A 22836-nucleotide genomic window follows, 5' to 3' on the forward strand; every position below is an offset into this window, starting at 1 on the left:
ACCATGAGTGACACAACCGACGCCGCGGGCGAAAGCAGCCGTCTCGAGGAATTCCACCAAGAGGTGGGCAAGCTCCGGGCTTCCGGCGGCCGGGCCAACCCCGACCGGTGGGTGTTCCGCATCGGATTGATCATCACCATCGTTGGGCTGGCCTTCACCCTGGTGTCGTTCATCATGACCGGTGGCGCTTCGAACGCGGTCAACCACCTCGACTTGGTGGTCTCCGCCATATTCGGCCTCAGCCTCACGTTCATCGGCTTGGTGATGATCGCGGTCAGCTCCTTCAAGCGTTTCATGCGCTACTGGCTGGTCCGCCTTGTCTACGAATACCGCGAGCAGACCGACCGGGTGGTGGGCAGCTAGCCACCGACTCTTTCCGGCTCAGAGTTCGTCGAGCTGGGCCTTCAGACAGTCGCTGGAGGGGTTCTCCAGCCAGAACGGGTTGTCGGCGGGCATCTCGCCTCGCAGCACGGTGCGGTTCATCACCCTCACCACGATGGCGGTGTAGCGGGCCGCAGCGAAAACCTCGTACCAGGTGGTGTCTCCCGGATCGCGCCCCGCGTGGGCGGCGTAGAGATCGCGCTGTTCGGCCCGAGAGGGCTCGCCCTCCAGGCGGGGCTGGTTGCCCATGTGCTCGTGCGACCACCGGTCGAACATCAGCCACCACCCCAGGTCAACCAGGGGTGAGGCGATGCAGGCGGCCTCGAAGTCGGTGACGCAGGCGGGCTCGAAGTCCTGCCAGATGATGTTGCCGGGCCGCCCATCGCCCCAGTTCAGGCACAGGCCGTCGTCGGTGGGCATGTTGTCGTAGAGGTAGGCGAACCCGGCTTCCAGAATCGGATGGTCGCGGCCGTCGAGCTCCCGGTCGGAGTAGTCCCGCCAGATTCGCACCTGGGTAGCCGTGCCCGGCTGGTTGCCGGTGGCCACCAGCCAGTTGAGTTCGGCGGCTTGCCAGTCGATGCTGTGGATCTGGGCCATGGTCCGCAGCCCCCGGTCCACGAGCTGGCGGCGCTGGCCGGGCTGGGCGTCGAAGAAGAAGCCGGAGCCGGTGTAGATCGGGTCTTCCCGTGGGATGTCGCCGCCCACGAACCCCATCACGAAGAACGGCCCGCCAAGGACGGAATCATCGGCCTCGTAGCCCACTAGGGGGGCAATGGGGGCATCGCTGTAGGCGGCCACCGCCGACATGACCCGGTATTGGATGTCAACCTCCACATCCAGCTCCCCCGGCGCCTGCTGGGGATACACCGCCGGCTCAGGCAACTCTCGCCGCAGCACATAGCGCTCCACCGCCGGACCCGCCCCCCGGTCCACCGTGGCATCAAATAACAGGGTCTCCGCCGAATACCCCCCCGAAGGCACCTCAAACGCCCCAATGTCAACACTCCGAGCCCCAAGCCGCTCCGTCAGCCACCCAGCCAACGGCACCCGCAGCTCTTCCCTTACCGCGTTCCCGTCGTTCATTTGATGGCCAAGGCCCCCCGAGGGCGGTGGGTGGCCCGGCTCAGGGCGCCCGCCGCCCGCAGCTCTGCGAGGACGGCGGGCTGGGCCGGGACAGGACCCGCCGCCCGGACGCGCGCCAACAAAAGAACGGCAGGCATCTAGCGGAGCTCTTCAGCCCGGGGAACCTCGTACAGCGGGTCGGGCGTCATCTCCAGTGGGCCACCGTGCTCGATCCGCTGGCGGGTGCTGCGGTGCAGCGGGTCTTTGTCCAGCTTGGGGATCACGTGGGTGCCGAACAGCCGGATGGTCTCCAGGCAATTCTCATGGCTGAGCTGAATGGGCAGCCCGAACGACACCTGGTCGCAGCCGATTTCCTCATAGCGCTTCACCTGCTCCAACACCTCGTCGGGATCGCCGCACAGCAGGAACCCGGCGGCGATGCGCTCTTCCACGTCCTCCAAGGTGGGTTCGGGGATGATCGTGGGGTAGGGCGGCAGCTCTTCGGGCTTGGGGAAGGTGTCGTGGTACTTGAACACCAGCGACTGGAGGTAGCTGAGCTGCATCTGCTCGCACACCACCCGGCGGGCCTCCTGGCCGTCTTCCAGGCACACCAGGCCGTTGGCAATCATCACGTTGTCGTTCACGTACTCGCCGGCGGGCTCGGCATGGGGGATGGCGTTCTTGTAGGCCTCCACGTGGGGGGCCATCTCGTAGATGGCGGCCACGTTGAACCCCAGCACGCCCAAGCCGTGGCGGGCGGCCTTCTCATAGGTGGGGGTGTTGCCCGCCGCCACCCACATCGGCGGATGGGAGTGGCAATAGGGCTTGGGCAGCACGTTGAAGGTGCCCCACGTGCCGGTCTCGGGGGTTTGGAAGGCGGTGCCGTCGGGGTGGGAGTAGGCGGTGTTGCCCCAGATCTTCTTGAACTCCCAGATCACCTCGTCCCAGTTGGCCTTGGTCTCCGACGGGTCGATGCCGAAGCCGCCGATCTCGTGGCTGCCCGCGCCGCGGCCGGTGCCGAACTCGAACCGGCCCTTGCTCATGTGGTCGAGCATGGCCACCCGCTCGGCCAGTTTGATGGGATGGTTCACGATGGGGTTCAGGTTGAAGATGCCCGATCCCATGTGGATTTGGGAGGTTTGGGCGAAGGAGTAGGCCATGAACACCTCGCTGGCCGAGGTGTGGGAGTAGTCCTCCAAGAAGTGGTGCTCGCTCACCCAGATGTACTTCCAGTTGTGCTGGTCGGCCACCCGGACCATCTCCAGCTCGTTCTCAAAGGCCTGATGCTCCCAGTAGGGGCTGCGCGCCCCGCCCCGGCGAGGTGATCCCTGCAAGAAAATGGCGAACTCCACGATGTGCTCCCTTTGGTCCCGGTGTTTTGCTTGTGTCTGCGGCTGGCAGAATACTCGCCGTCGCAGCGGCAGGCTCAGCCCGGCCCGCTCACGCCCTCATTTCCAGCACCACCCGGCCGACCACATGGCGAGACTCCAGGGCGGTCATGGCCTCGGGCAGTTCCTCAAACGAGTAGGTGGCACTGACCACCGAGGCGAGGCTGCCCGCGTCCCACAGCGCGCTGAGCTGGTGATGGTCGTCCAGCCGCTCCTCCCTGCTGTAGCGGGCAGGGATGGCCCCCACCACCGAGTAGTTGCGCTGCACCATGTGGCGCACGTTCACCGGCGCCCACTCGCCGCTGGCGAATCCGATGATCACCAGGCGGGCGTCGCGGGCCACGCACCGTGACGCCGAGGTGTAGGCGTCACCCCCCACCGGGTCGTACACCACGTCGACCCCTTGCCCGTCGGTCAGCTCCATGACCGCCGCGGCAATATCGCCCTCCCGGTGATCCACCGTCTGATGCGCCCCAAAGCCCGCAGCCGTCTCACAGCGCTCCGGTCCGCCGGCCACCCCGATCACCCGGGCCCCCAGGGCGGCACCCAATGAGCAGGCCGCCGCCCCGGTGCCGCCGGCCGCTCCCAGCACCAGCAGGGTCTCGGCCGCCTTCAGCCCGCCCCGGCGCACCAAGCCGATCCAGGCCGTGTGATAAGGGATAAGGAATCCGGCCGCCGCGGCATCGTCCATGGAGTCGGGCACGGTGAACGCCGATCCCCCCAGCCCCAGGCACAGCTCGGCGAACCCGCCGTCGCCGGTCTGAAACGAGGTGACGGCCATCACCCGCTGGCCGGGGTCTAGGTCCACGCCGTCGCCAGCCTCCACCACCGTCCCGCACACCTCCTGGCCGGGGGTGAACGACCCTTCTGACGGCCCCAGCGGATACACCCCCCGGCACATGAACACGTCGGGGAGGCCAACGCCCACCGCCCCCACCTTCATCTGGAACGTCCCCTCCCGGGGATCGGGCGCGGCCCGGTCCGTCAACCGCAGCACCTCACCCGGCGCTCCCGACCCTTCGACCACCCAAGCTCGCATCCGCCTAGCTTCGCCCACCGCGCCGGGAATCCACCACCCGGCCTGAAATCCACTACCCGCTCCGCCAAGTGCGAAGCTACCCCCATGGCTGACCGGTACGGATTGGAAACCATCGCCACCGAGCTCGACTCCTCCGGGGTGCTCACCGCCACGCTGAACCGGCCCGACCGGGGCAACGGCCTCAACAAGCAGATGCACCTCGACCTGCGGGACCTGTACCGCCGTATCGCCGAAGATGCCTACGTGCGGGCGGTGGTGCTCACCGGCGCGGGCCGGTCGTTCTGCGTGGGGGCCGACTTCGCGGTGATGGAGGAGAACCTGGACACCGGCTATCCCGAGGGGCGCCCCGACCTGCTCGACGACGGGATCGACATCGCTCGGGGGGCGTTGCGGGTCCGCCAGCCGATGGTGGCCGCAGTTAACGGCCACGCCATCGGGCTGGGGGCGTCGCTGGCCCTTTTCTGCGACATCGTCTTTCTGAGCGACGCCGCCCGCATCGGCGACCCCCACGTCAATGCCGGGCTGGTGGCCGGCGACGGGGGAGCGGTGCTGTGGCCGCTGCTGGTGGGGCTCAACCGGGCCAAGGAGCTGCTGATGACCGGCGACCTCCTCGACGCCGCGCAAGCAGAGAGCTACGGGCTGGTGAACCACGTTGTGCCTGCCGACGAGGTGCTGGCCTCAGCCCAGGCCATGGCCCAGCGGCTGGCCGCTGGCCCCCGCCACGCCATCGAGTTCAACAAGCGCCTGTGCAACAAAGAGCTCGAAGACCGGGTCAACCGCCTCTACGACCTGGCCTTCGCGCTGGAGGCCATCACCTTCGACACCGACGACCACCGGGAGGCGGTGGACGCCTTCTTGAACAAGCGCACCCCCAACTTCGGCCGCGGTGACGAGGATTAATCGTGGCCAACGAAAAGCTCTACATCCACGAGTTCATCGACATCATCGGCCACAACCGGGCCAACTACATGCACCACATGACGGCCAACTGGTCGCCCATCGCCCAAGACGAGCGCGATCAGCTCTGCTACGGGGTATGGGCCATCGTCGGCACCACTAGGGGCTGGCCGCAGGTGCTGAACCTGTGGGAGGAGGACGGCTGGGACGGCATGGCCACCTCATTCCGCCTCGAGTGCCAAGGCGCCGGTGCCCAAGACCCCAAACTGGCCAAGTGGTGGGCCCAAGCGGCCAACTACCGCCAAAGGGGTACCGACCGGCTGCTGGTGCCCGCCCCCTGGACCCGGACCATCGAGGAGCTGTGCGCCGACGGCGTCACCGGGGAGTGCTACGCCCACGAGCAGGTGAGCCTCAAGCGGGGCACGTCAGCCGAGTTCTTGGAGCGTGTCCGCACCAACGCCCAGCCCGCGTATGAGCCTTTCGGCTGGGAGCTGGCCGGTGCATGGGAGACGGCCATGGTGGCCGACGACGAGGCCTTCCTGCTGTGGGCCATCCCCACCTGGGAGGCCTGGGCCGACTTCGAAAAGGCCCAGCGCACCGATCCGGGCCTGGCCCGATGGCAGGCCGCGGTCAACGACCTCGTAAAGGGCTGGCACCGATTCCTGCTGGTAGACGCCCCCCTGTGCCCGTTCAAAACCGGCCGCCAACCGGCCCGCAGCGACCGGATCGATTACGAAGACCTCTAGGCGAGCTGTCCGCCGCTAGACCGCGATCTTGTAGAGCTCGGCGGCGTTGTCTTGGAGCACCTTGCGGGCCACGTCGTCGTCCACATCGCCTAGGGCGTTGGAGGCTTCTTCGAGGCCGAAGGGATACAGGCACGTGGGGTGGGGGAAATCGGTCTCGAAGAGCACGTTGTCGGGGCCGATCTGGTTGATGAGCAGGTCGGGGGACAGGTCCTCGAACCAGTAGCAGCCGTACATCTGTCGGCGGAAGTACTCGGTTGGGCTCAGGCTGAACTGGGACTGGACCTCGATAGTGAGCTGGTCCATCTGATAGTCCAGCGACTCCAGCACGAAGGGGATCCAGCCGATGCCCGACTCCACCGACACGATCTTGAGCGTTGGGTGGCGCTCCAGCACGCCGGAGAAGATCAGGTTGGCCAGCACCCGGGCGTTGGTCAGGTACATCATGGCCGAGCCGATGGCCAGCTTCTGGTCGTCGCCCTGCGACGGCCACGGCGAGGTGCCGAACCAGCCCATCGAGCTCTCGCTGGCCCCGATGTGGAAGTTCACCGGCAGCTCGTGGTCGCAGCAGAACTCCCACAGCGGCCGCCAAGCCTCCTCGCCCAGGTCGGGCAGCCCCCGCAACTGCGGATCGCTGCACATCACGATGCCCCGGAGGCCCAGACCCACAATGCGCTTGGCCTCGGCCAGCGAGCCCTCGATGTCCCACCATGGGATCAGCCCCATCGGGAACAGGCGCTCACCGGAGTTGTCCTGGATCTCGGCCATGGCGTCGTTATACACCGACACGCACAGCCGCTTGAGCTCCACGTCTTCAATTTCGCCGAACTTCTGGCTGCCGAAGCCGGCCAAGTTGGGGTAGATGATCTGGGCGTGGATGCCGATCTGGTCCATGACCTCCACTCGGGCGTCCATGTCGTAGGCCCCGGGATGAACCTCGTCGATGGTCCAGCCGAAGAACTCAGTGCCCAGGGCCTTGGAGCCGTCGGGGCGCACCACGCCGCTGGCGGTGGCGAAGCCCAAGGGCTCCCCGTCGAGCACCCAGTGAGGCCGTCCATCCACATCGGCCACCTTCGGGAGCCGTTCGACATAGTCCGCCGGCGCCCGGCTGCTCCACAGGTCGTGGGGTTCAGTTAGATGGGTGTCTACGTCAATTACTCGGATCTGGTCTCGCGTCGCGGTCATGTCCAAGTTTGACACGTTTTTTCCCTGCAATTCCTTGTCGGGATCAGTCTGGCGCGCCGTCGGAGAGGTAGGCGCGGGCAGTGGTGAGCACTGCTTGAGCTAGGGCGCCCTCGGCGAACAGATCAGAGTCGGCGGAATCCATTCGGCGGGTGGCGACTCGGCACCAGTGGCTGGCGGTGCCAGTGATGGTTTGGGGGGCATTGTCGTCGCCGTAGGTCCAGGTCTCCCCGGAGGGTGAGATCAGCTCTAGGCGGAGATCAGACAAGGGGGCGGGCGGGGTTACTCCTTGGCTTCGGAAGGCGTAGGGGAGGGCCCGGAAGCCGAGGTGGGCGACGTGGCGGAGGCGGTCGGTGTCAACCGGTTCGACCCCGGCGGTGGTGAAGCAGTCGAGGCCGTGGGCCCAGGTCTCCATCAATCGGGCAGTGGCGAACGAGCGGCAGGTCATGGGGCCGTCTCCCCAGATAATCGGGGCTTTAGCGTTCAGCGTGGCCATCGCCTCGAAGCTGGTCGCCCGCGACCTTCGCCAATTGCCCAGCACTTCGGCCGGATCACCGGGCAGAGGGCGGTCGGGCCAGCGGCCGGCGGGGGCGAACACCTGGTCGCTGTGGCCGGTCAAGGCCAGCAGCGCGGCCCCTTCGCTCACGTCGAGATGGTGGATCTGGTGGGCCAGTGTCCATCCGGGGGACGGCGAAGGCTTGGCCCACACGTCCGCAGGCAGCGGAGCTACCAGATCGTCCAACACCTGATGCTCGGCGGCGAGGTCGGCCAACAGCACGTCATCCATGCGACGAATGTACTGATCCGGGCGGGCCACTAGAGTGGCGCAGGTCGAATAGTCCAGGGGGAAATAATCGGGTGGGCGAGTTCATCCAATTGCTCGTGAGCGGGGCCATTGCCGGCGCCATCTACTCGCTGATCGCCGCCGGGCTCACCCTGAGCTACACCTCCACCGGCATTTTCAACCTGGCCTACGGGGGCATCGCCTACACCTCGGCCATGCTCTACTTCCAGCTGATCAATGCCTTGGGCATCGAGAGCCTGGGCATGCGGCTGCTGTCGTTCTTCCTGGTGGTGGTGGTGTTCTGCCCGCTGCTCGGCCAGCTCCTGAATGTGGCGGTATTCCGACCCCTGGCCCGGGCCAACGACGCGGCCAAAGTCATGGCCACCATCGGAATTCTCGTGGCGTTGCCCGCGCTCACCGATTTGCTGGTCGACTTGGGCACCAAGACGTGGGATTGGGGCCTGCAATCCACCGACTACGTGTTCCTCACCCCCGGGGTGTGGAAGGTGCCCAGCGAGACGTGGACATACGACCTCGGCAGCTTCGACTTGCGCATCAGCAGCAACCAGTGGGCGGTGCTGGTGGTGGCGGTGGTTGTCGCGGTTGCGTTGTGGGCGCTGATGCGTCACACCCGAATCGGGCTCCAGATGCGGGCAGTGGTGGACCGCCCCGATTTGGCCGGGTTGCGAGGGGTCAGCGAGTCATTCACCTCGTCGGCCGCCTGGATCATCGGCACCATGCTGGCCGGGCTGGCCGGAGTGGTGGGAGCCCCTGTGTTCAACTCCCTCGAGTCCAATCAGTACAACGTGTTCATGTTCATCGCCACCGCCGCCGCGGTGATTGGCGGGCTGCGCTCCATACCGCTGGCATTCGCCGGCGGCGTGGCATTGGGCGTAGTCACCAGCTGGGTAGGCCGGTATGCCACGTTTGCCCAGGACATTCGGGGTTTCGAGAGCTCAGTGCCTTTTGTGGTGCTGCTGGTGGGGCTGCTTTTCATGGCCCGGGAGCGGACTCGTAGCAGCGGCGTGGTGGCAGACGCCCCTCCGGCCACTGTCTACACCGACGATCTCCCGAAATGGCGGGTGCAATTGCCCTGGGTGCTGGGCGCGGGGTTCATCGTGCTCCAGGTATTTGTCTTCGCCGATAAGTTCTGGTTGGGGCTGTGGGTCACCGGCTTGGCCTTTGGCCTGGTGTTCATGTCCTGGGTGCTGCTCACCGGCCTGGGCGGCATGGTCAGCCTGGCCCAAGCGGCTTTCGTGACCATGGCCGCCATGACCGCCGGTCTGATCTTGGACAAGACCGGGCTGCCGTTCATTCCCGCGCTGATAGTGGGCGTGATAATCGCGGGGGTGCTCGGCGTGATCGTGGCCCTGCCCGCCCTGAGGTTGGGTGGTTTGCCCTTGGCCCTGGCCACCCTCGCGCTGGCCTTCATGAGCGAGCGGGTGCTGTTCGAGTGGAGCTGGTTCAAAAACGGCCAGGGCACCAAGGGGTGGGACATCCCCCGCCCCCAACTGGGGCCGTTCGACTTCCAAGATACGAAGTCCCTGGCGGTGCTGCTGGTGATTCTGGTGTTGGCTGCGGCCTGGTTGGTGAGAAACCTCCAGCGCTCCGTGACCGGCCGGGCCATCATCGCGGTGCGCAACTCCGAGCCGGCCGCAGCCACCTCGGGCCACTCGATCGTACGCACCAAGCTGGCGGTGTTCGCCCTGTCGGCGCTGTTGGCCGGGTTCGGCGGAGTCTTCTTTGCCACATTCATCGGCAACGTGACCCCGTTCACCGCCACCACCCAAGCCGGGCTGTTCTGGCTGGCGGTGGTGATCTTGGTCGGCATCCGCCGACCCGGCGGTGCAGTGATGGCCGGCATCATGGTGGCGGCCAGTGGCCACACATTCGGAACTGGCTGGCACTGGGATTGGATGGAGTCGTGGCACGTGGTGCTGGTGGCCTCGGTGTTCGGGGCGGCGGCGCTGGCCACCGCCATCCGCGATCGTCAGGTGGGATTGCCGTTCTCGCCGCCAATCCTGGGCGTGCTGGCGGTGCTGGCCTTTATCTGCCTGGCCCGGGTGTACTCCTGGTACCCCATCGACTGGGACGGCTTCGACCAATACGACGAAGCCCGCAACATTACCGCCTTCATGTTCGGCCTCGGCGCCATGCAGCTCGCTCGCGAACCCGATGGGATCCTTGCGTTCACCGCCGCCCAGAATCGGGTCCGCCGCGACGCGTGGCGCCGTCGGCTGGCGGTGTGGCGGGGGGAGATCTGGGTTGACGATGCGAGTCCGGTTCCCGAGCGCGTTCCGGCTACCCCTGCGTTTGACTCGGCGAAGTCCGACGCGCCGGAACCAGCCGAGGAGATCGGCGACCAGTACGTCGGCGATCACCCGCCGGCGCTGGAGCTGGTCAACGTGCGAGCTAGCTATGGGCTTGTGGAGGCCCTTCATGGAATCGACCTCTCGGTGCCCCGGGGTGAGATCACCGCACTGCTCGGACCCAACGGCGCGGGGAAGTCCACCACTTGTGCGGTGGCTTCGGGCCTACTGCCCGCCACCCACGGGCTCGTCCGGCTCGACGGTAAGAACATCACGTCGTTGCGCAGCCATCGCCGGGCCCGCCGGGGCGTAGTGCTGGCCCCCGAAGCCCGAGGCATCTTCAGCGGCCTCACCGTCCGAGAGAACATGCAGCTCTGGCTGCCCAACCCTGAAGACCGCGAACTGTGCTGTGATCGATTCCCCATCCTGGGAGAGCGCCAGAACCAATTGGCTGGCAACCTCTCCGGGGGCGAGCAGCAGATCCTCACCTTGGCGCCGCTGCTGGCCCATCCCCCCGAAGTGCTGATCGCTGACGAGCCGTCGCTGGGTCTGGCTCCGCTCATCGTGAACCAGATCCTGGAGTTGTTCATCGAGTTCAAAGAGCGGGGGGTGGCCCTGCTGCTGGTGGAGGAGAAGGCCCGCGACGTGCTGGAGATCGCCGACTCGGTGGCGTTCATCAGCCTGGGCCATATCACCTGGCACGGCCCCCGGGCCGAGGTGGACCACGACCAGCTAGACGCCGCCTACCTCGGGGAAGCCACCTCTACATCAGACTGACCATCTCGAGGATGACAGTCGAAGGTCGCTGTCCTACTATGTCGGCAGCCCAAATCTCGGAGGGGGACATGAAGAAATCACTGCTGTACAAGCTTCTCGCGCTCTTGGCCGCGTTGACGTTGGTGGTCGCCGCGTGCGGCAACGACGATGATGACGACGGAGCAGCCGCGCCTGCGCCTGAGGCCACCGAGGCTCCCATGGACGATGATGATGATCAAGATCACGAAGACGACGACGATCACGAGCACGAAGATGACGATGATCACGAGCACGAAGATGACGATGATCATGAGCACGAAGACGACGAGGAGCCCATGGACGACGAGGAGCCCATGGACGACGAGGAGCCCATGGACGATGGGGAGATGGCAACCTCCCGCACGTGGGGGGCCTACACCTACGAGATAGATTTCGAGCCCTCCACCCGGGGCGTCACCGACGACACCGTGCGTCTCGGTGCGATGACCCAGGATGCGCTGTACGGCGGATTCACCGACGGCATCAATGCCCGCCTCGGACGGGCCAACCGCGACGGCGAGCTGCCCGGCGGCCGGTCGGTGGAGCTCGTGCAGTTTGTGGACGATGGCAGCGATCCGCAGGCCAACTTCGAGGGGGCCCGCAGCATGGTGGAGAACGACGAGGTGTTCGGCATCATGGTCACCTCAGCGGTCTCGCTTCCCCAGACCACCGACTACCTGGACGAGAACCAGGTGCCGTTCACCGGTTGGGGATTCATGCCCGGCTTCTGCGCTCCCAACGACTGGGGCTTCGGGTTCAACGGTTGCTTGAGCGGCTTTGCCTTCGGAGTCGAAGGCGCTGATCCCCTCGTGTCGGTCCAGAACATCTGGTATGACTTCTTCGGCACCGAGGACATCGTGGTCGGCATCTTCAACAGCGATGACGACGCCGGTCGCGCCGGCCATGCGCTGTACGAGAATCTGTGGGCCGGCAAGCTGGCCTTCAACGATTTCGTGCCCACCCAAACCGCGGGCGGCATCACTGATCCAACCCGATTCGTGAACACGGTGCTGGAGCACGAGCCCGACTTGGTGATTCTGTCCACCGACTTCGCCGGTGCCATCACCCTCAAGGCGACCATCGCCGCTTCGGGTTATGAGGGCCCGGTGGCCGACTACCTGACCTACGTTCCCGGCCTCCCCGGGTCCAGCCCCGACCTGGGCCAGGCCCTGGAAGGCGGCTATGCCGTTACCCAGGTGCCTCCGCTGGATGACTCTGAGCCGGCAATCCAGCAGCTTCTGGAGGACTACGAGGCAGTTGGGGCCTTCCCCGGCTTCGGCAGCCTGGTGGGCTATTGGTCGGCTGATCTGCTGATCCAGCTGATCGCCGCCGCTGGCGAGGATCTGAACACTGCCACCTTCTACCAGGCGGTCAACATCGACGGTTTCACCACTACCCAGCAGTCCGGCGCTCTCGGCCCGGTGAAGTGGCCGGCCGACCATGTCATCGCCCCCGACTGCACCGGCATGGTGCAGGTGGTAGACGCCGACTACGTGGTGGCCCACCCGTTCGTGTGCTACGGCGACCCCGACCGGTAAGCCAACTGAGTCAATAGCGCCAATTAGGCCAATAGTCACTGTGCCGTGCCCGATCGGCTGCCTCAACGGCGGCGGGTCGGGCACGGCCGCGTCTATCGCCGCTGATCGGCAATGACGAAGGGGCCGCTGGACGGCATCCGGGTGGTGGACCTCACCCGGATCTTCTCCGGACCGATCTGCGGGCGGGTGCTGGCCGACCTGGGTGCCGATGTCATCAAAGTCGAGCCCCCCTCCGGCGACCTCACCCGGCCGGTACCGCCGGTGGATGACGACGGCATTGGGGTCACGTTCAGCCACATGAACGCGGGCAAGCGCAACATCTGCGTCGACCTCAAGGCTGAAGGCGCCCCCGAGCTGGTAGCTGCGCTGGCCGACCAGGCCGATGTGTTGTTGGAGAACTACCGCCCCGGCGTCATGGCCCGCTACGGGCTGTCTTATGAGGAACTGTCGGCCCGCAACCCCCGGCTGGTGTTCTGCTCCATCACCGGGTTCGGCCAGACCGGGCCGTGGACCCATCGCCGAGCCCACGCCCCCATGATGCACGCCGTGGCTGGCACCATCGAGCTGGCCGCCCGGCTCCGGGAGGGCGAGCCCCTCCAAGAGATCCACCAGCACGGCGATCTCTACGCCGGGTTCATCTCGGTGTCGGCGGTTCTGGCCGCGCTGTACCAGCGGGAGCACACCGGCACCGGCCAGCACCTCGACGTCGCCATGGCCGAGACCCTCATCTACGCCAACGACCAAGCGGGCAACGACCTCTCGGGCTACGACGGTCCCAGGGATTTCGATACCTGGAATTACGCCGTCGCCCGCACCGCCGACGGCCAAGCGGTGTCGCTGATCGGCAATCCCGAACAGATGCTGCCCCGGTGGGTGGCCGCCCTCGGCGGCAATGCCGACGATTGCCCCGACCAGCCCACCCGTGAAGAGGCCCTTGCCATGCTGCGAGGCCTGGTGGCTGGCTTTTCGACCTACGAGGAATTGGCCGAAGTGGTGGAGCAACAGCCGTTGCCCGCGGCCCGCATCAGCTCGGTAGCCGAGCTAGCCGCCAGCGACTGGGCCGCCGACCGGGGACTCATCGCCGAGATCCGTCCGGGGATTCCGGTGCCGGCCAAGCCATTCGCCATGGGCGACGCCACCGTAGGTGTCACCCACCGGTCCGCCCGACTGGGCGAGGACACCCGCTCGATTTTGGCCGACGATCTCGGTTTGGACGACGACGAAATCGCCCACCTCATCGTTAGAGGAGCGGTCCATCCCGCCGACTAGATGGCCAACTCCGAAGTGGCCAAAGCAGTGAATTAGGGTCGCAGCCATGTCCGATGCTCCGTGGACCACCATCTGCGAGTTGGTCGACGACGCCGCCCGCCGGTTCCCCGATTTGGAGGCTCTAGTAGACGGCGATGTGCGCTGGACCTTCTCCGAGCTGCGAGATCGCATCCGGGCCTCGGCCCGAGCGCTGATGGCCTCAGGCATCGAGCCCGGCGACCGGGTGGCGGTATGGGCGCCCAATATCTGGGAATGGGTGGTGGCCGGGCTGGGGGTCCATCTGGCCGGGGGCGTGCTGGTGCCGGTGAACACCCGGTTCAAGGGCCGGGAGGCCGACTTCATCCTCCAGAAGTCCGGGGCCCGCATCCTGTTCACGGTCACCGACTTCTTGGACACCGACTATGTGGCGCTGCTGCGCGACGCCGACGGCGGCCGCAGCCTCGACGAGATCGTGGTGCTGCGGGGGGCCGTTCCCGAGGGCACCACCGGGTTCGCCGATTTCCTAAAGCGGGCCGATCAGGTGGCCGAGGCCGACGGCGATGCCCGGGCGGCCTCGGTCAAGGGCGACGACCTGTGCCATATCATGTTCACCTCGGGCACCACCGGCCTGCCCAAAGGGGCCATGCTCATCCACTCCGCTATCTGCCGGGGCTTCAAGTCGTGGTGCGACGTGATCGGCCTGCGGGCCGGCGATCGTTACTTGATCGTCAACCCCTACTTCCACGCCTTCGGCCTCAACTCCGGCATCTTGGCCTGTCTCATGACCGGGGCCACCAACATCCCCCACGCGGTGTTCGACGTCCCCTCAGTGATGGCCCGGGTGCCCGAGGAGCGCATATCCATGCTCCCCGGTCCACCGGCCATCTACCAGACCATCTTGAACCACCCCGACCTGGACAGCTTTGACATGTCCACCCTCCGGTTGGCAGTGACCGGAGCAGCCGCCATCCCCGTGGAGATGATTCTCCAGATGCGAGCCCGGCTGGGTTTCGAGACCATCGTCACCGGCTACGGCCTCACCGAGGGATCGGGCATCGCCACCATGTGCCGCCACGATGACGACCCCGAGACCATCGCCAACACCTCGGGCCAGGCCATCCCCGACGTGGAGGTGCAGATCGTGGACGACGACGGCAACGAGATGCCCCGGGGCGAGCCGGGCGAGATCGTGGTGCGGGGCTACAACGTGATGGTGGGCTATCTGGACGATCCCGAGCAGACTGCTGAGACCATCGACGCCGACGGCTGGCTCCACACCGGCGACATCGGGGTGATGGACGAACAGGGCAACATCGACATCACCGACCGCAAAAAGGACATGTTCATTGTGGGCGGGTTCAACGCCTACCCGGCTGAGATCGAGAACATCATGCTGGCCCACCCCCAGATCGGGCAGGTGGCGGTGATCGGGATGCCCGACGACCGGCTCGGCGAGGTGGCGGTGGCCACCGTGGTGCCCGCCCCCGGAGCCGAGCTCTCCGAAACGGAGGTCATCGCCTGGTGCCGCGACGAGATGGCCAACTACAAGGTGCCCCGCCGGGTGCGATTCACCGACGTCCTCCCGCTCAACGCATCGGGCAAAGTGCTGAAGTACGTGCTCCGCGAGCAGGCAGCCGCCGATTGACTGCTGTTATAGCCCCTGACACTGCAATCATCGCCATGTCATGAACAAGTCGAAGTGGGGTCGGGGTGGCCACCTCATGAACAACTCCAAGTGGGGGCCAATCGGGGTCGGAGTGGCCACCGGTTTTCTGTCCGGGCTGTTCGGAGTGGGCGGCGGGATCCTCATGGTGCCCTGCCTGGTGCTGCTGTTGGGTATGGAGCAGCGCCGAGCCCATGGCACTTCGCTGGGTGCCATGGTTCTCATTTCCGCCTCCGCCCTGGGCGGATTCCTGCTCGAGGGCTCGGTGGCCTGGGCGCCCGGTCTGCTGATCTTCGCCGGCGCCTCGGTAGGGGTCACCGTCGGCACGTCACTGCTCGATCGGGTTCCCATCCGGTTGCTTCGGGTTGGCTTCGCCCTGCTGCTGTTGGCCACCGCGGCCCGCTTCTTGGCCATCGCCCCCGACACCGACGGCCACAGCGACATCACCGTGGCCTTGGCCTTTGCCTATGTGGCCTGCGGCCTGGCCACCGGGCTGTTGTCGGGCACTATGGGGGTGGGTGGCGGCGTGATCATGATTCCGGCTCTGATCTTGCTGTTCGGCTTTGTCGACCCCACCGCCAAGGGCACCTCATTGCTGGTGATTCTGCCCACGTCCATTGTCGGCACCCTTCGGAATCGCCGTTCCGGCAACATCGACCCCAAGTCGGCGCTAACTGTCGGTACATCTGGGGTGGCCTCGGCATTCGTCGGCGCGCTGGGCGCCAGTGCTCTCAGCCCACGTTTGTCGGGCATCTTGTTTGCCATCTTGCTCATCGTCAGCGCAGTGCAAATGCTGCGCCACGCCAACGACCCGTCGCCGTCGAGCGAAGCGATATGAGAGACCTCGAAAGTTGGTATTTGCCGTGGTCGAGTACACGGTTGAAGCCAGTCCAAAGTTTTTTGGGTGCGAAGGCGGGGCAACAGGATAGAGTGTGGGCAGATGAGCGACGCCCAGATTGAGTGGCTGAACACCGAGACCGCGGCAAAGCGGCTTGGTATCACTACGCGAACGCTGTACCGGTTCATCAATGAGGGGGGTTTGCCCGCCTATCGAATGGGCCGGGTAATCCGGGTCAAGCAGGCCGATGTGGATGCTTTCGTCGAGAGCAGCCGCATCGAGCCCGGCACACTCGGCCATCTGTATCCCGACCCTGTCTCTGTCGGCAGCGCCGATAAGGGAGAGGAAGGCGATGCAGACGCTGAGTCCTGAATGACCACCGCAGCACCGGTCACCATAGACATCCCGCGCAATGGGCTCATGGCAGCCCTATTGGGCGAGCGCGATCAGCATCTTCGCCAGATCGAGCAGTCGTTCCCCGATGCCGACATCTTCGTGCGGGGCAACCGGATCACGGTATCGGGCCAAAGCGCCGACCGGGTGGCCGGCCTCTTCGATGAGATGATCCTGCTGGTGCAGGGCGGCCACCAACTCGATTCCCGCACGCTGGGCCGGGCGATCAAGATGGTGGAGGCCGACGAGAGCCCCTCGGGGGTGATGGACACCGACGTGCTGAGGTCGGGGCGGGGTCGGGTGATCCGGCCCCAATCAGGCGGCCAGCGCCGCTACGTCGACGCCATGCGGAGCAACATCATCACTTTCAGCATCGGCCCGGCTGGCACCGGCAAGAGCTGGCTGGCCGTGGCCACCGCGGTGCGGGAACTGAAGGCTCAGAGCGTGGAGCGGATCATTCTTACCCGGCCCGCGGTGGAAGCAGGGGAGCGCTTGGGATTTCTGCCCGGTGACATGATCGCCAAGGTCGATCCCTATCTGCGCCCGCTCTACGATGCCCTCTACGACATGCTCGACACCGAGGAAGTGCAATCGCTGATCGACCGAGGGGTGATTGAGATCGCCCCGCTGGCCTACATGCGAGGCCGCACCCTCAACGACAGCTTCATCATTCTGGATGAGGCCCAGAACACCACACCCGAGCAGATGAAGATGTTCTTGACCCGCATCGGGTTCGGTTCCAAAGCCGTGGTGACCGGCGACGTGACCCAGGTGGACGTCGAGGGGGGCCGCAGCGGGCTGGTCTCTCTGGAGAAGATCCTGGTCGGCATCGACGGCCTGTCGTTCATCCATCTGAGTTCTCGCGATGTGGTTCGCCACCCCATCGTGGCCGACATTGTGAACGCCTACGAGCGGGCCGAGCAGTGATGGCCGACGGCGACTCCGGCCCGAGACCCGGCGACTCTGGCTCTTATCAATCCGGCGACTCTGACTCTTATCAAGAGGTGGTCGTGGTGTCCGACCGCCAACAAGATCTGCTCGTGGCCCAAGACCGCTGGGCCGAGCTGCTTCGCCGGGTTCTGGCCGAAGAACGGATAGTCGCCCCCTGGGAGGCGGGGCTGTCGTTCGTGGCCGCCGACGAGATGGCCGCCCTCAACGCCGCGCACCGGGGCATCGACCGGCCCACCGATGTGCTGGCCTTTGGCGCCGACGACGGCAGCGCCCCCCGAGCTGGCGACGAGCCCCGACTGGTGGGCGACGTGGTGATCTGCCCCTCGGTGGCCGCGTCCAACGCTGAGGCCCACGGCAGGACCGTCGACGACGAGCTGGCCTTGCTGGTAGTACACGGCGCTCTTCACCTGTTGGGCTACGACCACCTCGACGACAACGACGCCCAGATTATGGAGCAACGGGAGCAGGAGCTGCTGGCGAGGGCTTCGGCTGCGGACGCGCTGGCGGGGTCACGGGCGGGGTCGCGATGAGCGTTCTCGGCCGATTCAATCTCCTGCGGCGGCTGGTGCGGGCCAGTTGGCGTCGGGAGGCGCCGCAAGTCTCCGAGGAAGAGCTGCTGGCCATGGCCGAAGCGGCCGAAGCGTCGGACGCCATTGAGCCCGAGGAGCGGGAGCTGATCGGCCAGATCATCGAGTTTGGCGACACGGTGGTTCGAGAGGTGATGGTGCCCCGCACCGACACGGTGGCGATGAGCAATCAGCACACTGTGGAAGAGGCCATCGCCATCGTCATTGAGCACGGCTATAGCCGGGTGCCGGTGTACGCCGAAGGCATCGACGACGTGGTGGGGGTGGTCCACGCCAAAGACCTGATGCGCGCCGAGCGGGACCAGGGTCCCGGTTCTCCCGCAGTAGCGGTAGCCAGAGCTCCCCGCTTCGTGCCCGAGACCAAGCGAATATCCCTTCTGCTGCGGGAGATGCAGGCCGAGAAGTTCCATATCGCCATCGTGGTCGACGAGTACGGCGGCACCGCCGGAGTGGTCACGCTGGAAGACCTCATCGAGGAGTTGGTGGGCGAGATCGTCGACGAGTTCGATGTGGAGGAGCCCATGATCGAGCGGGTGGCGACCGGCACGGTGCGGGTCAACGGGCGGGTGCCCATCGACGAGCTCAGCGAAGTGCTGGACGCGCCCCTGCCCAACGGCGACTGGGACACGGTGGGCGGCCTGATCTTCAACACTCTGGGCCATGTGCCCGAAGAGGGGGAGACGCTGGTGGTGGACGGCTGGGAGCTGTTGGTGGAGCGGGTGACTGGGCGGCGCATCGCCCGGGTGATCGTGAAACCGGTTCCCGACCCGGCCCAGACCTGACCCGCTCGAATTATCGCGGGAGTAGGAAGTGGCCAAAGTGAGCTTGACCGAGGCCAGCCATGCCCTGAGCGAGACCTCAGACGTGATGGCCGGGCTCGTGCAGCGGTTCGGCCCGGCCCGATTCGGCCCCAAGCCCCCTGTTGGAGAGCGGTTCGAAGTGCTGAGCCGCGAGATCGCCTATCAGCAACTGGCTGGCAAGGCGGCCGGGGCCATCTGGGGTCGGGTGCGGGAGCAGGCGCCGGAGTGGGCACCGGGTGCGGTGCTGGCGCTGGGCGAGCAGCCGCTGCGAGAAGCCGGGCTGTCGGGGGCCAAGACCCGGGCGATGCTCGATCTCGCCGCCCACTGCGAGCAGGGCTCGCTGGACCTGGCCAAGCTGGGGCGGCTGTCAGATCAAGAGGTGGTGAACCAGCTCAGCCAGGTGTGGGGCATCGGCACCTGGACCGCCCATATGTTCTTGATCTTCTCGCTCCGCCGCCTCGACGTATGGCCGGTGGGCGACTTCGGTGTCCGCAAGGGCTACGGCCTGGCCCACAACTGGACCGAGCCCCCCACCGCCGAGGAGCTGGAACCACTGGGCGACCAGTTCCGCCCCTACCGCAGCGTCGCCGCCTGGTACTGCTGGCGAGCCACCGAGATCTGACGTTCCCAAGGGAGCATTGCTAAAGGATGGCCGGGGATATGCTGGCCCGATGTCTGAGGTAACACCTGCCGCGCCGGCTGCCTATGCGGTCGGTGCCGCATCTCGCAGGGTACGCCCAGGCCGTCACCGCCGGAGGCAAGACGATTGGCGGCGCCGATGCCGGGGCGCAGGGAATCGCCTGGATCGACGACCCCGTAGCCAACCCGTTCGATGTCGTGGAAGGCCGGGCACCGGTTGCCGCCAATGAGATCGTCATCGACGCCGACACCTTTGAGAGCGGCGACTTTGCCTTGGGCCAATCAGTGTGGGTGCTGCCCGCGCCGGCCAGCTCGCCGTTTACGGTGACCGGCGTCATCCTTGACCGCGAAGGGAGTTTCCCGGGCCAGGTGGTGTCCTTCACCTTGGATGGGGCATTGGCGGTATTGGGCACCTCCGACGTGGATCAGATCTTCGTCGAGGCCGACGACGGCATTGATTCCCTCGTGCTTGCGGAGCGGATCAACCAGCAGTTCGGCGGAGAGATCGAGGCCGTCACCGGAAATACCCTTGTGAGCGAGTTCCAAGATGTGATCGGCTCGTTCGCCAGGATCATTGAGATAGCCCTCCAGATCTTTGCCGGTGTGGCGCTGTTCGTCGGTGCGTTCGTGATCTACAACACCTTCACGATCACCGTCGCCCAGCGGATGCGGGAGATGGCCCTGCTGCGGGCGATCGGTGCCTCCCGCCGCCAGGTGACGGTCAGCGTCATGGCTGAGTCGACGGCCATCGGGCTGGTGGCATCGGCTCTCGGAGCGGCCGCGGGAATCGGGATCGGTTGGATACTGCTCCGGCTCCTGAGCGGTTTTCTCGGAGACTTGGACATGAGCCTGCACGTCCCGACCGGCGCGCTCGTCGGCGGGGTATTGCTGGGCACGGTGATAACCGTGGCCGCTGCGTATTTCCCGGCGCGCCGGGGCGCCCGGGTGGACCCGGTGCAAGCGCTTCGCGAGACGGCCACCGAGACCGTGCTGGCCAGTCGGAGCCGCTTCCGCGCTGGGCTCGCGGTATTGGCCGCGGGACTCGCCATCACAATCTGGGCCGCCCTCGGCGGCGATTCCCGGCTGCTCATTGCCGCGCTCCCGCTGGTGGTGATCGCGGCTGTGGTGCTCGGGCCGGTAGTGGTACGACCGCTCAGCCATCTGCTCGCCGCACCATGGGTTCGCTCCGGCTCGATTACAGCAGAACTGGCACGCGACAACGCCTCCCGCAACCCCAAGCGCACCGCCACCACCTCGCTGACGCTGATGATCGGGGTGGCCCTGATCGCCACCGCCACCATGTTCGCGGCCACGCTCAGCAACCTCATCGCCGGAGACCTCGATGAGGAGCTGTTGGCCGACCACGTGGTGGAGATCAACTCCAACCTGACCTTTGTGGGCGCGGGCCTCGACCCCGCGATCGCCCCCGAGATCGCGGCCATCGACGGTGTGGCGGCCGCAGTAGCGGTGCGCGACTCATTCGCTGAGATCGATGGCTCCTTCACCCCTGTCACCGGCATCGACACCGCGCAAGTGACGCTGGTGGCAGACATCGAAGTGGTCGACGGTACCGTGACTGGCCTGGACGCCGGTGAAGTGGCGGTGAGCATCGGCACTGCGGAAGACGAAGAGCTCGCCGTCGGCGACCGCGTCGCGGTGCGGTTCCAGCAGGGTGCCGCCAGCCTGGTGGTGGCCGGAATCTACGACCGCGGCGAACAGCTCTTGCAGGGCTGGCTGGTGGACAACGCTGTTCTCGACGCCAACCTGCCCCGCAGTCTCGACACTCGAATCCTCATTCGCACCGACGGTGCCGACGCGGCAATGCTGGCCCAAATCGATGAAGCGCTCGCCGGCAACCCCACTGCCAGTGCCAAGAGCCGTGACGACTACATCGACGATCAGGCTGGCCAACTCTCCGGTCTGCTCACGCTGTTGTACGCGCTGCTCGGCATGTCGGTGGTGGTCGCCCTGCTCGGCATCGTGAACACGATGTCGCTTTCGATCTATGAGCGCACCCGCGAACTGGGGCTGTTGCGGGCCGTCGGGATGACCAGCCGACAGCTTCGTCGGTCCGTACGCTACGAGTCGGCCATCATCGCTTTGATCGGCACCCTTGCGGGGCTGGTCCTTGGCGTTTTCTTGGGCTGGGCCGCCTTCGATGCCCTCGGTGTGGGCTACTCAGACTTCACCGTGCCGTGGGGATCGCTGATCGCCATCGGCATCGCCGGCCTCGTCGCCGGCCTCCTTTCCGGGGTTCTTCCCGCCCGCCGGGCCGGGCGTTTGGAAGTGCTCGACGCAATCGCAGCGCCCTAAAGGCGGATCGCAGACCGGCAATCAGCGGCACGTGGATTACCAACCCGGCCTAGATTCTGTTCGGCTAGACGATGTCGCCTTGCCATAGTCGGTGGGCGAAGTCGGGGGCGGGCACGATGTCGATTCCGTCTTCGGTGCGCCGGGGGCGGGGTTCGAGGCACACCACGATTCTGCGTACACCGGGATGCTCTTCGGCCAGGGTTCGGAGGCCCTTGAGGTGTTTGCGGGTGATCTTGGCGGTCGCTTTCGCCTCGATGGCCAGGCGCATGTCTCCGATCACGAAGTCGACCTCGATTTTGCTGGGGAGCCGCCAGTAGGTGAGCTGCTCGTCGAGGTCGCGGTAGGAGACGAAGGCGGAGAGTTCGTGGAAGACCCAGTTCTCGAATGCTTTGCCGTACACATCCGAGCCTCGTTTGAGTTCGCCCCGGCGGGCTAGGCGGTTCACGACGCCCACATCTTCGAAGTAGAGCTTGGGCCCCCCCGAGAGGCGGCGCTTGGCTCGCCGTTGCCATCGCGGCAGCCATCGGGCCAACAGCGTGTCGGTGAGGATGTCGAAGTAGGACTTTGCGGTGGGGCCTGACACGCCGCACTCGCGGGCGATGTTTGAGTAGTTGACGGGGTCGCCGTCGCTCAGGGCGGCCGCGTCGAGGAAGCCGGAGAAGGCAGGCAGGTTTCGCACCAGGCCCTCGGCGGCTACCTCTTCCCGCAAGTAGTCGGCGATGTAGGCATCGAGCAGCCGCCGTGGCTTTGCCGACTCGTAGATTCTGGGCAGGTAGCCGTGGTTGAGGGCCCGGTCGAGGTCGAATGCATCCCCTATCTCACCGGCGGTCAGGCCCCGCATTTCATAGCGGATGGCGCGTCCGCCGAGCAGGTTCGCCGCCCCCCGGCGCACTTTTCGCGCGCTCGATCCGCAGAGAGCGAAGTGCAGCCCGCGGTTCTCGATCAGCCAGTGCACCTCGTCGAGCAGCGCGGGGACCTTCTGGATCTCGTCGATCACCACCTGCCGAGAAGGATCGGGGCCCGATGCCTCGAGCTCCTCCCGAAGCAGTTCGGGACGCGCCACATAGCGGCGGAACTCGTCCGCCTTCAGCAGATCCACCCACACTCCGTCGGGATAGCACAGCTTGAGCAGGGTGCTCTTACCCGCCTGCCGCGGTCCCCACAAAAAGAAGGTCTCCGCCCCCGACTTGGGCAGCGACAGCATTCGTTCAAACATGAACTTTAGAATATCATGATTTTCTAAAGCAAAAATTTGAATGTCAACGGATATCTACTCAGGATTTATC

At 66.0% G+C, this 22836-nt stretch carries 20 protein-coding genes; 14 read left to right on the plus strand and 6 right to left on the minus strand.

Going from position 1 to position 22836, the window contains the following annotated elements:
* Window positions 1-3 precede the first annotated feature (3 nt).
* Window positions 4-363 (plus strand): hypothetical protein, encoded by a 360-nt coding sequence (locus ACOQPI_RS08615; RefSeq protein WP_420619246.1) that lies wholly within the window; start codon window positions 4-6, stop codon window positions 361-363.
* A gap of 18 nt (window positions 364-381) precedes the next feature.
* Here ACOQPI_RS08615 and ACOQPI_RS08620 read toward each other — a convergent pair whose 3' ends face one another.
* The 3 genes from ACOQPI_RS08620 to ACOQPI_RS08630 form a co-directional block, all read right to left on the minus strand.
* Window positions 382-1464: a phosphotransferase family protein gene (locus ACOQPI_RS08620; RefSeq protein ID WP_420619247.1), complete on the minus strand. Its 1083-nt coding sequence runs from the start codon at window positions 1462-1464 to the stop codon at window positions 382-384.
* A gap of 137 nt (window positions 1465-1601) precedes the next feature.
* The gene (locus ACOQPI_RS08625; RefSeq protein WP_420619248.1) at window positions 1602-2795 is read right to left on the minus strand and encodes an LLM class flavin-dependent oxidoreductase; all 1194 of its coding nucleotides are present in this window, start codon (window positions 2793-2795) and stop codon (window positions 1602-1604) included.
* Window positions 2796-2883: 88 nt separating this feature from the next.
* Window positions 2884-3870 carry an NADPH:quinone oxidoreductase family protein gene (locus ACOQPI_RS08630; RefSeq protein ID WP_420619249.1) on the minus strand — a complete coding sequence of 329 codons (987 nt, stop codon included), beginning with the start codon at window positions 3868-3870 and terminating at the stop codon, window positions 2884-2886.
* Between the two features lie 84 nt (window positions 3871-3954).
* Here ACOQPI_RS08630 and ACOQPI_RS08635 point away from each other — a divergent pair, with 84 nt between their 5' ends.
* Together ACOQPI_RS08635 and ACOQPI_RS08640 are read left to right on the plus strand one after the other, a co-directional pair.
* Window positions 3955-4770, plus strand: a complete 816-nt coding sequence (locus tag ACOQPI_RS08635; protein WP_420619250.1) for an enoyl-CoA hydratase/isomerase family protein — start codon at window positions 3955-3957, stop codon at window positions 4768-4770.
* Between the two features lie 2 nt (window positions 4771-4772).
* Complete coding sequence (locus ACOQPI_RS08640) at window positions 4773-5513, plus strand: NIPSNAP family containing protein (protein ID WP_420619251.1); 741 nt, start codon at window positions 4773-4775, stop codon at window positions 5511-5513.
* A gap of 15 nt (window positions 5514-5528) precedes the next feature.
* On the opposite strand, the gene ACOQPI_RS08645 is transcribed toward ACOQPI_RS08640, so the two are convergent.
* Together ACOQPI_RS08645 and ACOQPI_RS08650 are read right to left on the minus strand one after the other, a co-directional pair.
* Entirely contained in the window at window positions 5529-6695 is a 1167-nt protein-coding gene (locus tag ACOQPI_RS08645) for an amidohydrolase family protein (RefSeq protein ID WP_420619252.1), read from the minus strand.
* Between the two features lie 43 nt (window positions 6696-6738).
* The gene (locus ACOQPI_RS08650) at window positions 6739-7479 is read right to left on the minus strand and encodes a maleylpyruvate isomerase family mycothiol-dependent enzyme (protein WP_420619253.1); all 741 of its coding nucleotides are present in this window, start codon (window positions 7477-7479) and stop codon (window positions 6739-6741) included.
* A gap of 71 nt (window positions 7480-7550) precedes the next feature.
* Between ACOQPI_RS08650 and ACOQPI_RS08655 the strand changes: the two genes are divergently transcribed.
* The 11 genes from ACOQPI_RS08655 (at window position 7551) to ACOQPI_RS08705 (ending at window position 21550) form a co-directional block, all read left to right on the plus strand.
* Window positions 7551-10562, plus strand: coding sequence for an ABC transporter permease subunit (locus tag ACOQPI_RS08655; RefSeq protein ID WP_420619254.1), 3012 nt, complete (start codon window positions 7551-7553; stop codon window positions 10560-10562).
* 68 nt (window positions 10563-10630) lie between these two features.
* Window positions 10631-12118 (plus strand): ABC transporter substrate-binding protein, encoded by a 1488-nt coding sequence (locus ACOQPI_RS08660; RefSeq protein ID WP_420619255.1) that lies wholly within the window; start codon window positions 10631-10633, stop codon window positions 12116-12118.
* A 111-nt stretch (window positions 12119-12229) separates the two neighbouring features.
* On the plus strand, window positions 12230-13387 hold the full coding sequence (locus ACOQPI_RS08665) for a CaiB/BaiF CoA transferase family protein (RefSeq protein ID WP_420619256.1): 1158 nt from the start codon (window positions 12230-12232) through the stop codon (window positions 13385-13387).
* 46 nt (window positions 13388-13433) lie between these two features.
* Complete coding sequence (locus tag ACOQPI_RS08670; RefSeq protein WP_420619257.1) at window positions 13434-15011, plus strand: FadD3 family acyl-CoA ligase; 1578 nt, start codon at window positions 13434-13436, stop codon at window positions 15009-15011.
* A 40-nt stretch (window positions 15012-15051) separates the two neighbouring features.
* On the plus strand, window positions 15052-15867 hold the full coding sequence (locus ACOQPI_RS08675; protein ID WP_420619258.1) for a sulfite exporter TauE/SafE family protein: 816 nt from the start codon (window positions 15052-15054) through the stop codon (window positions 15865-15867).
* Window positions 15868-15969: 102 nt separating this feature from the next.
* Complete coding sequence (locus ACOQPI_RS08680) at window positions 15970-16239, plus strand: helix-turn-helix domain-containing protein (protein ID WP_420619259.1); 270 nt, start codon at window positions 15970-15972, stop codon at window positions 16237-16239.
* On the plus strand, window positions 16240-17187 hold the full coding sequence (locus ACOQPI_RS08685) for a PhoH family protein (RefSeq protein ID WP_420619260.1): 948 nt from the start codon (window positions 16240-16242) through the stop codon (window positions 17185-17187).
* Window positions 17187-17741, plus strand: coding sequence for an rRNA maturation RNase YbeY (gene ybeY / locus ACOQPI_RS08690; RefSeq protein ID WP_420619261.1), 555 nt, complete (start codon window positions 17187-17189; stop codon window positions 17739-17741). Before ACOQPI_RS08685 ends, ybeY begins: the two co-directional genes overlap by 1 nt.
* Complete coding sequence (locus ACOQPI_RS08695) at window positions 17738-18580, plus strand: hemolysin family protein (protein WP_420619262.1); 843 nt, start codon at window positions 17738-17740, stop codon at window positions 18578-18580. Before ybeY ends, ACOQPI_RS08695 begins: the two co-directional genes overlap by 4 nt.
* Window positions 18581-18617: 37 nt before the next feature.
* On the plus strand, window positions 18618-19220 hold the full coding sequence (locus ACOQPI_RS08700; RefSeq protein WP_420619263.1) for a DNA-3-methyladenine glycosylase family protein: 603 nt from the start codon (window positions 18618-18620) through the stop codon (window positions 19218-19220).
* Window positions 19221-19303: 83 nt separating this feature from the next.
* Window positions 19304-21550, plus strand: coding sequence for an ABC transporter permease (locus tag ACOQPI_RS08705; RefSeq protein WP_420619264.1), 2247 nt, complete (start codon window positions 19304-19306; stop codon window positions 21548-21550).
* Window positions 21551-21614: 64 nt separating this feature from the next.
* On the opposite strand, the gene ACOQPI_RS08710 is transcribed toward ACOQPI_RS08705, so the two are convergent.
* Window positions 21615-22766, minus strand: coding sequence for an ATP-binding protein (locus tag ACOQPI_RS08710; RefSeq protein WP_420619265.1), 1152 nt, complete (start codon window positions 22764-22766; stop codon window positions 21615-21617).
* Between the last annotated feature and the right edge of the window lie 70 nt (window positions 22767-22836).

This window comes from Candidatus Poriferisocius sp. (assembly GCF_965219815.1).
Classification (GTDB): domain Bacteria; phylum Actinomycetota; class Acidimicrobiia; order Acidimicrobiales; family Bin134; genus Poriferisocius.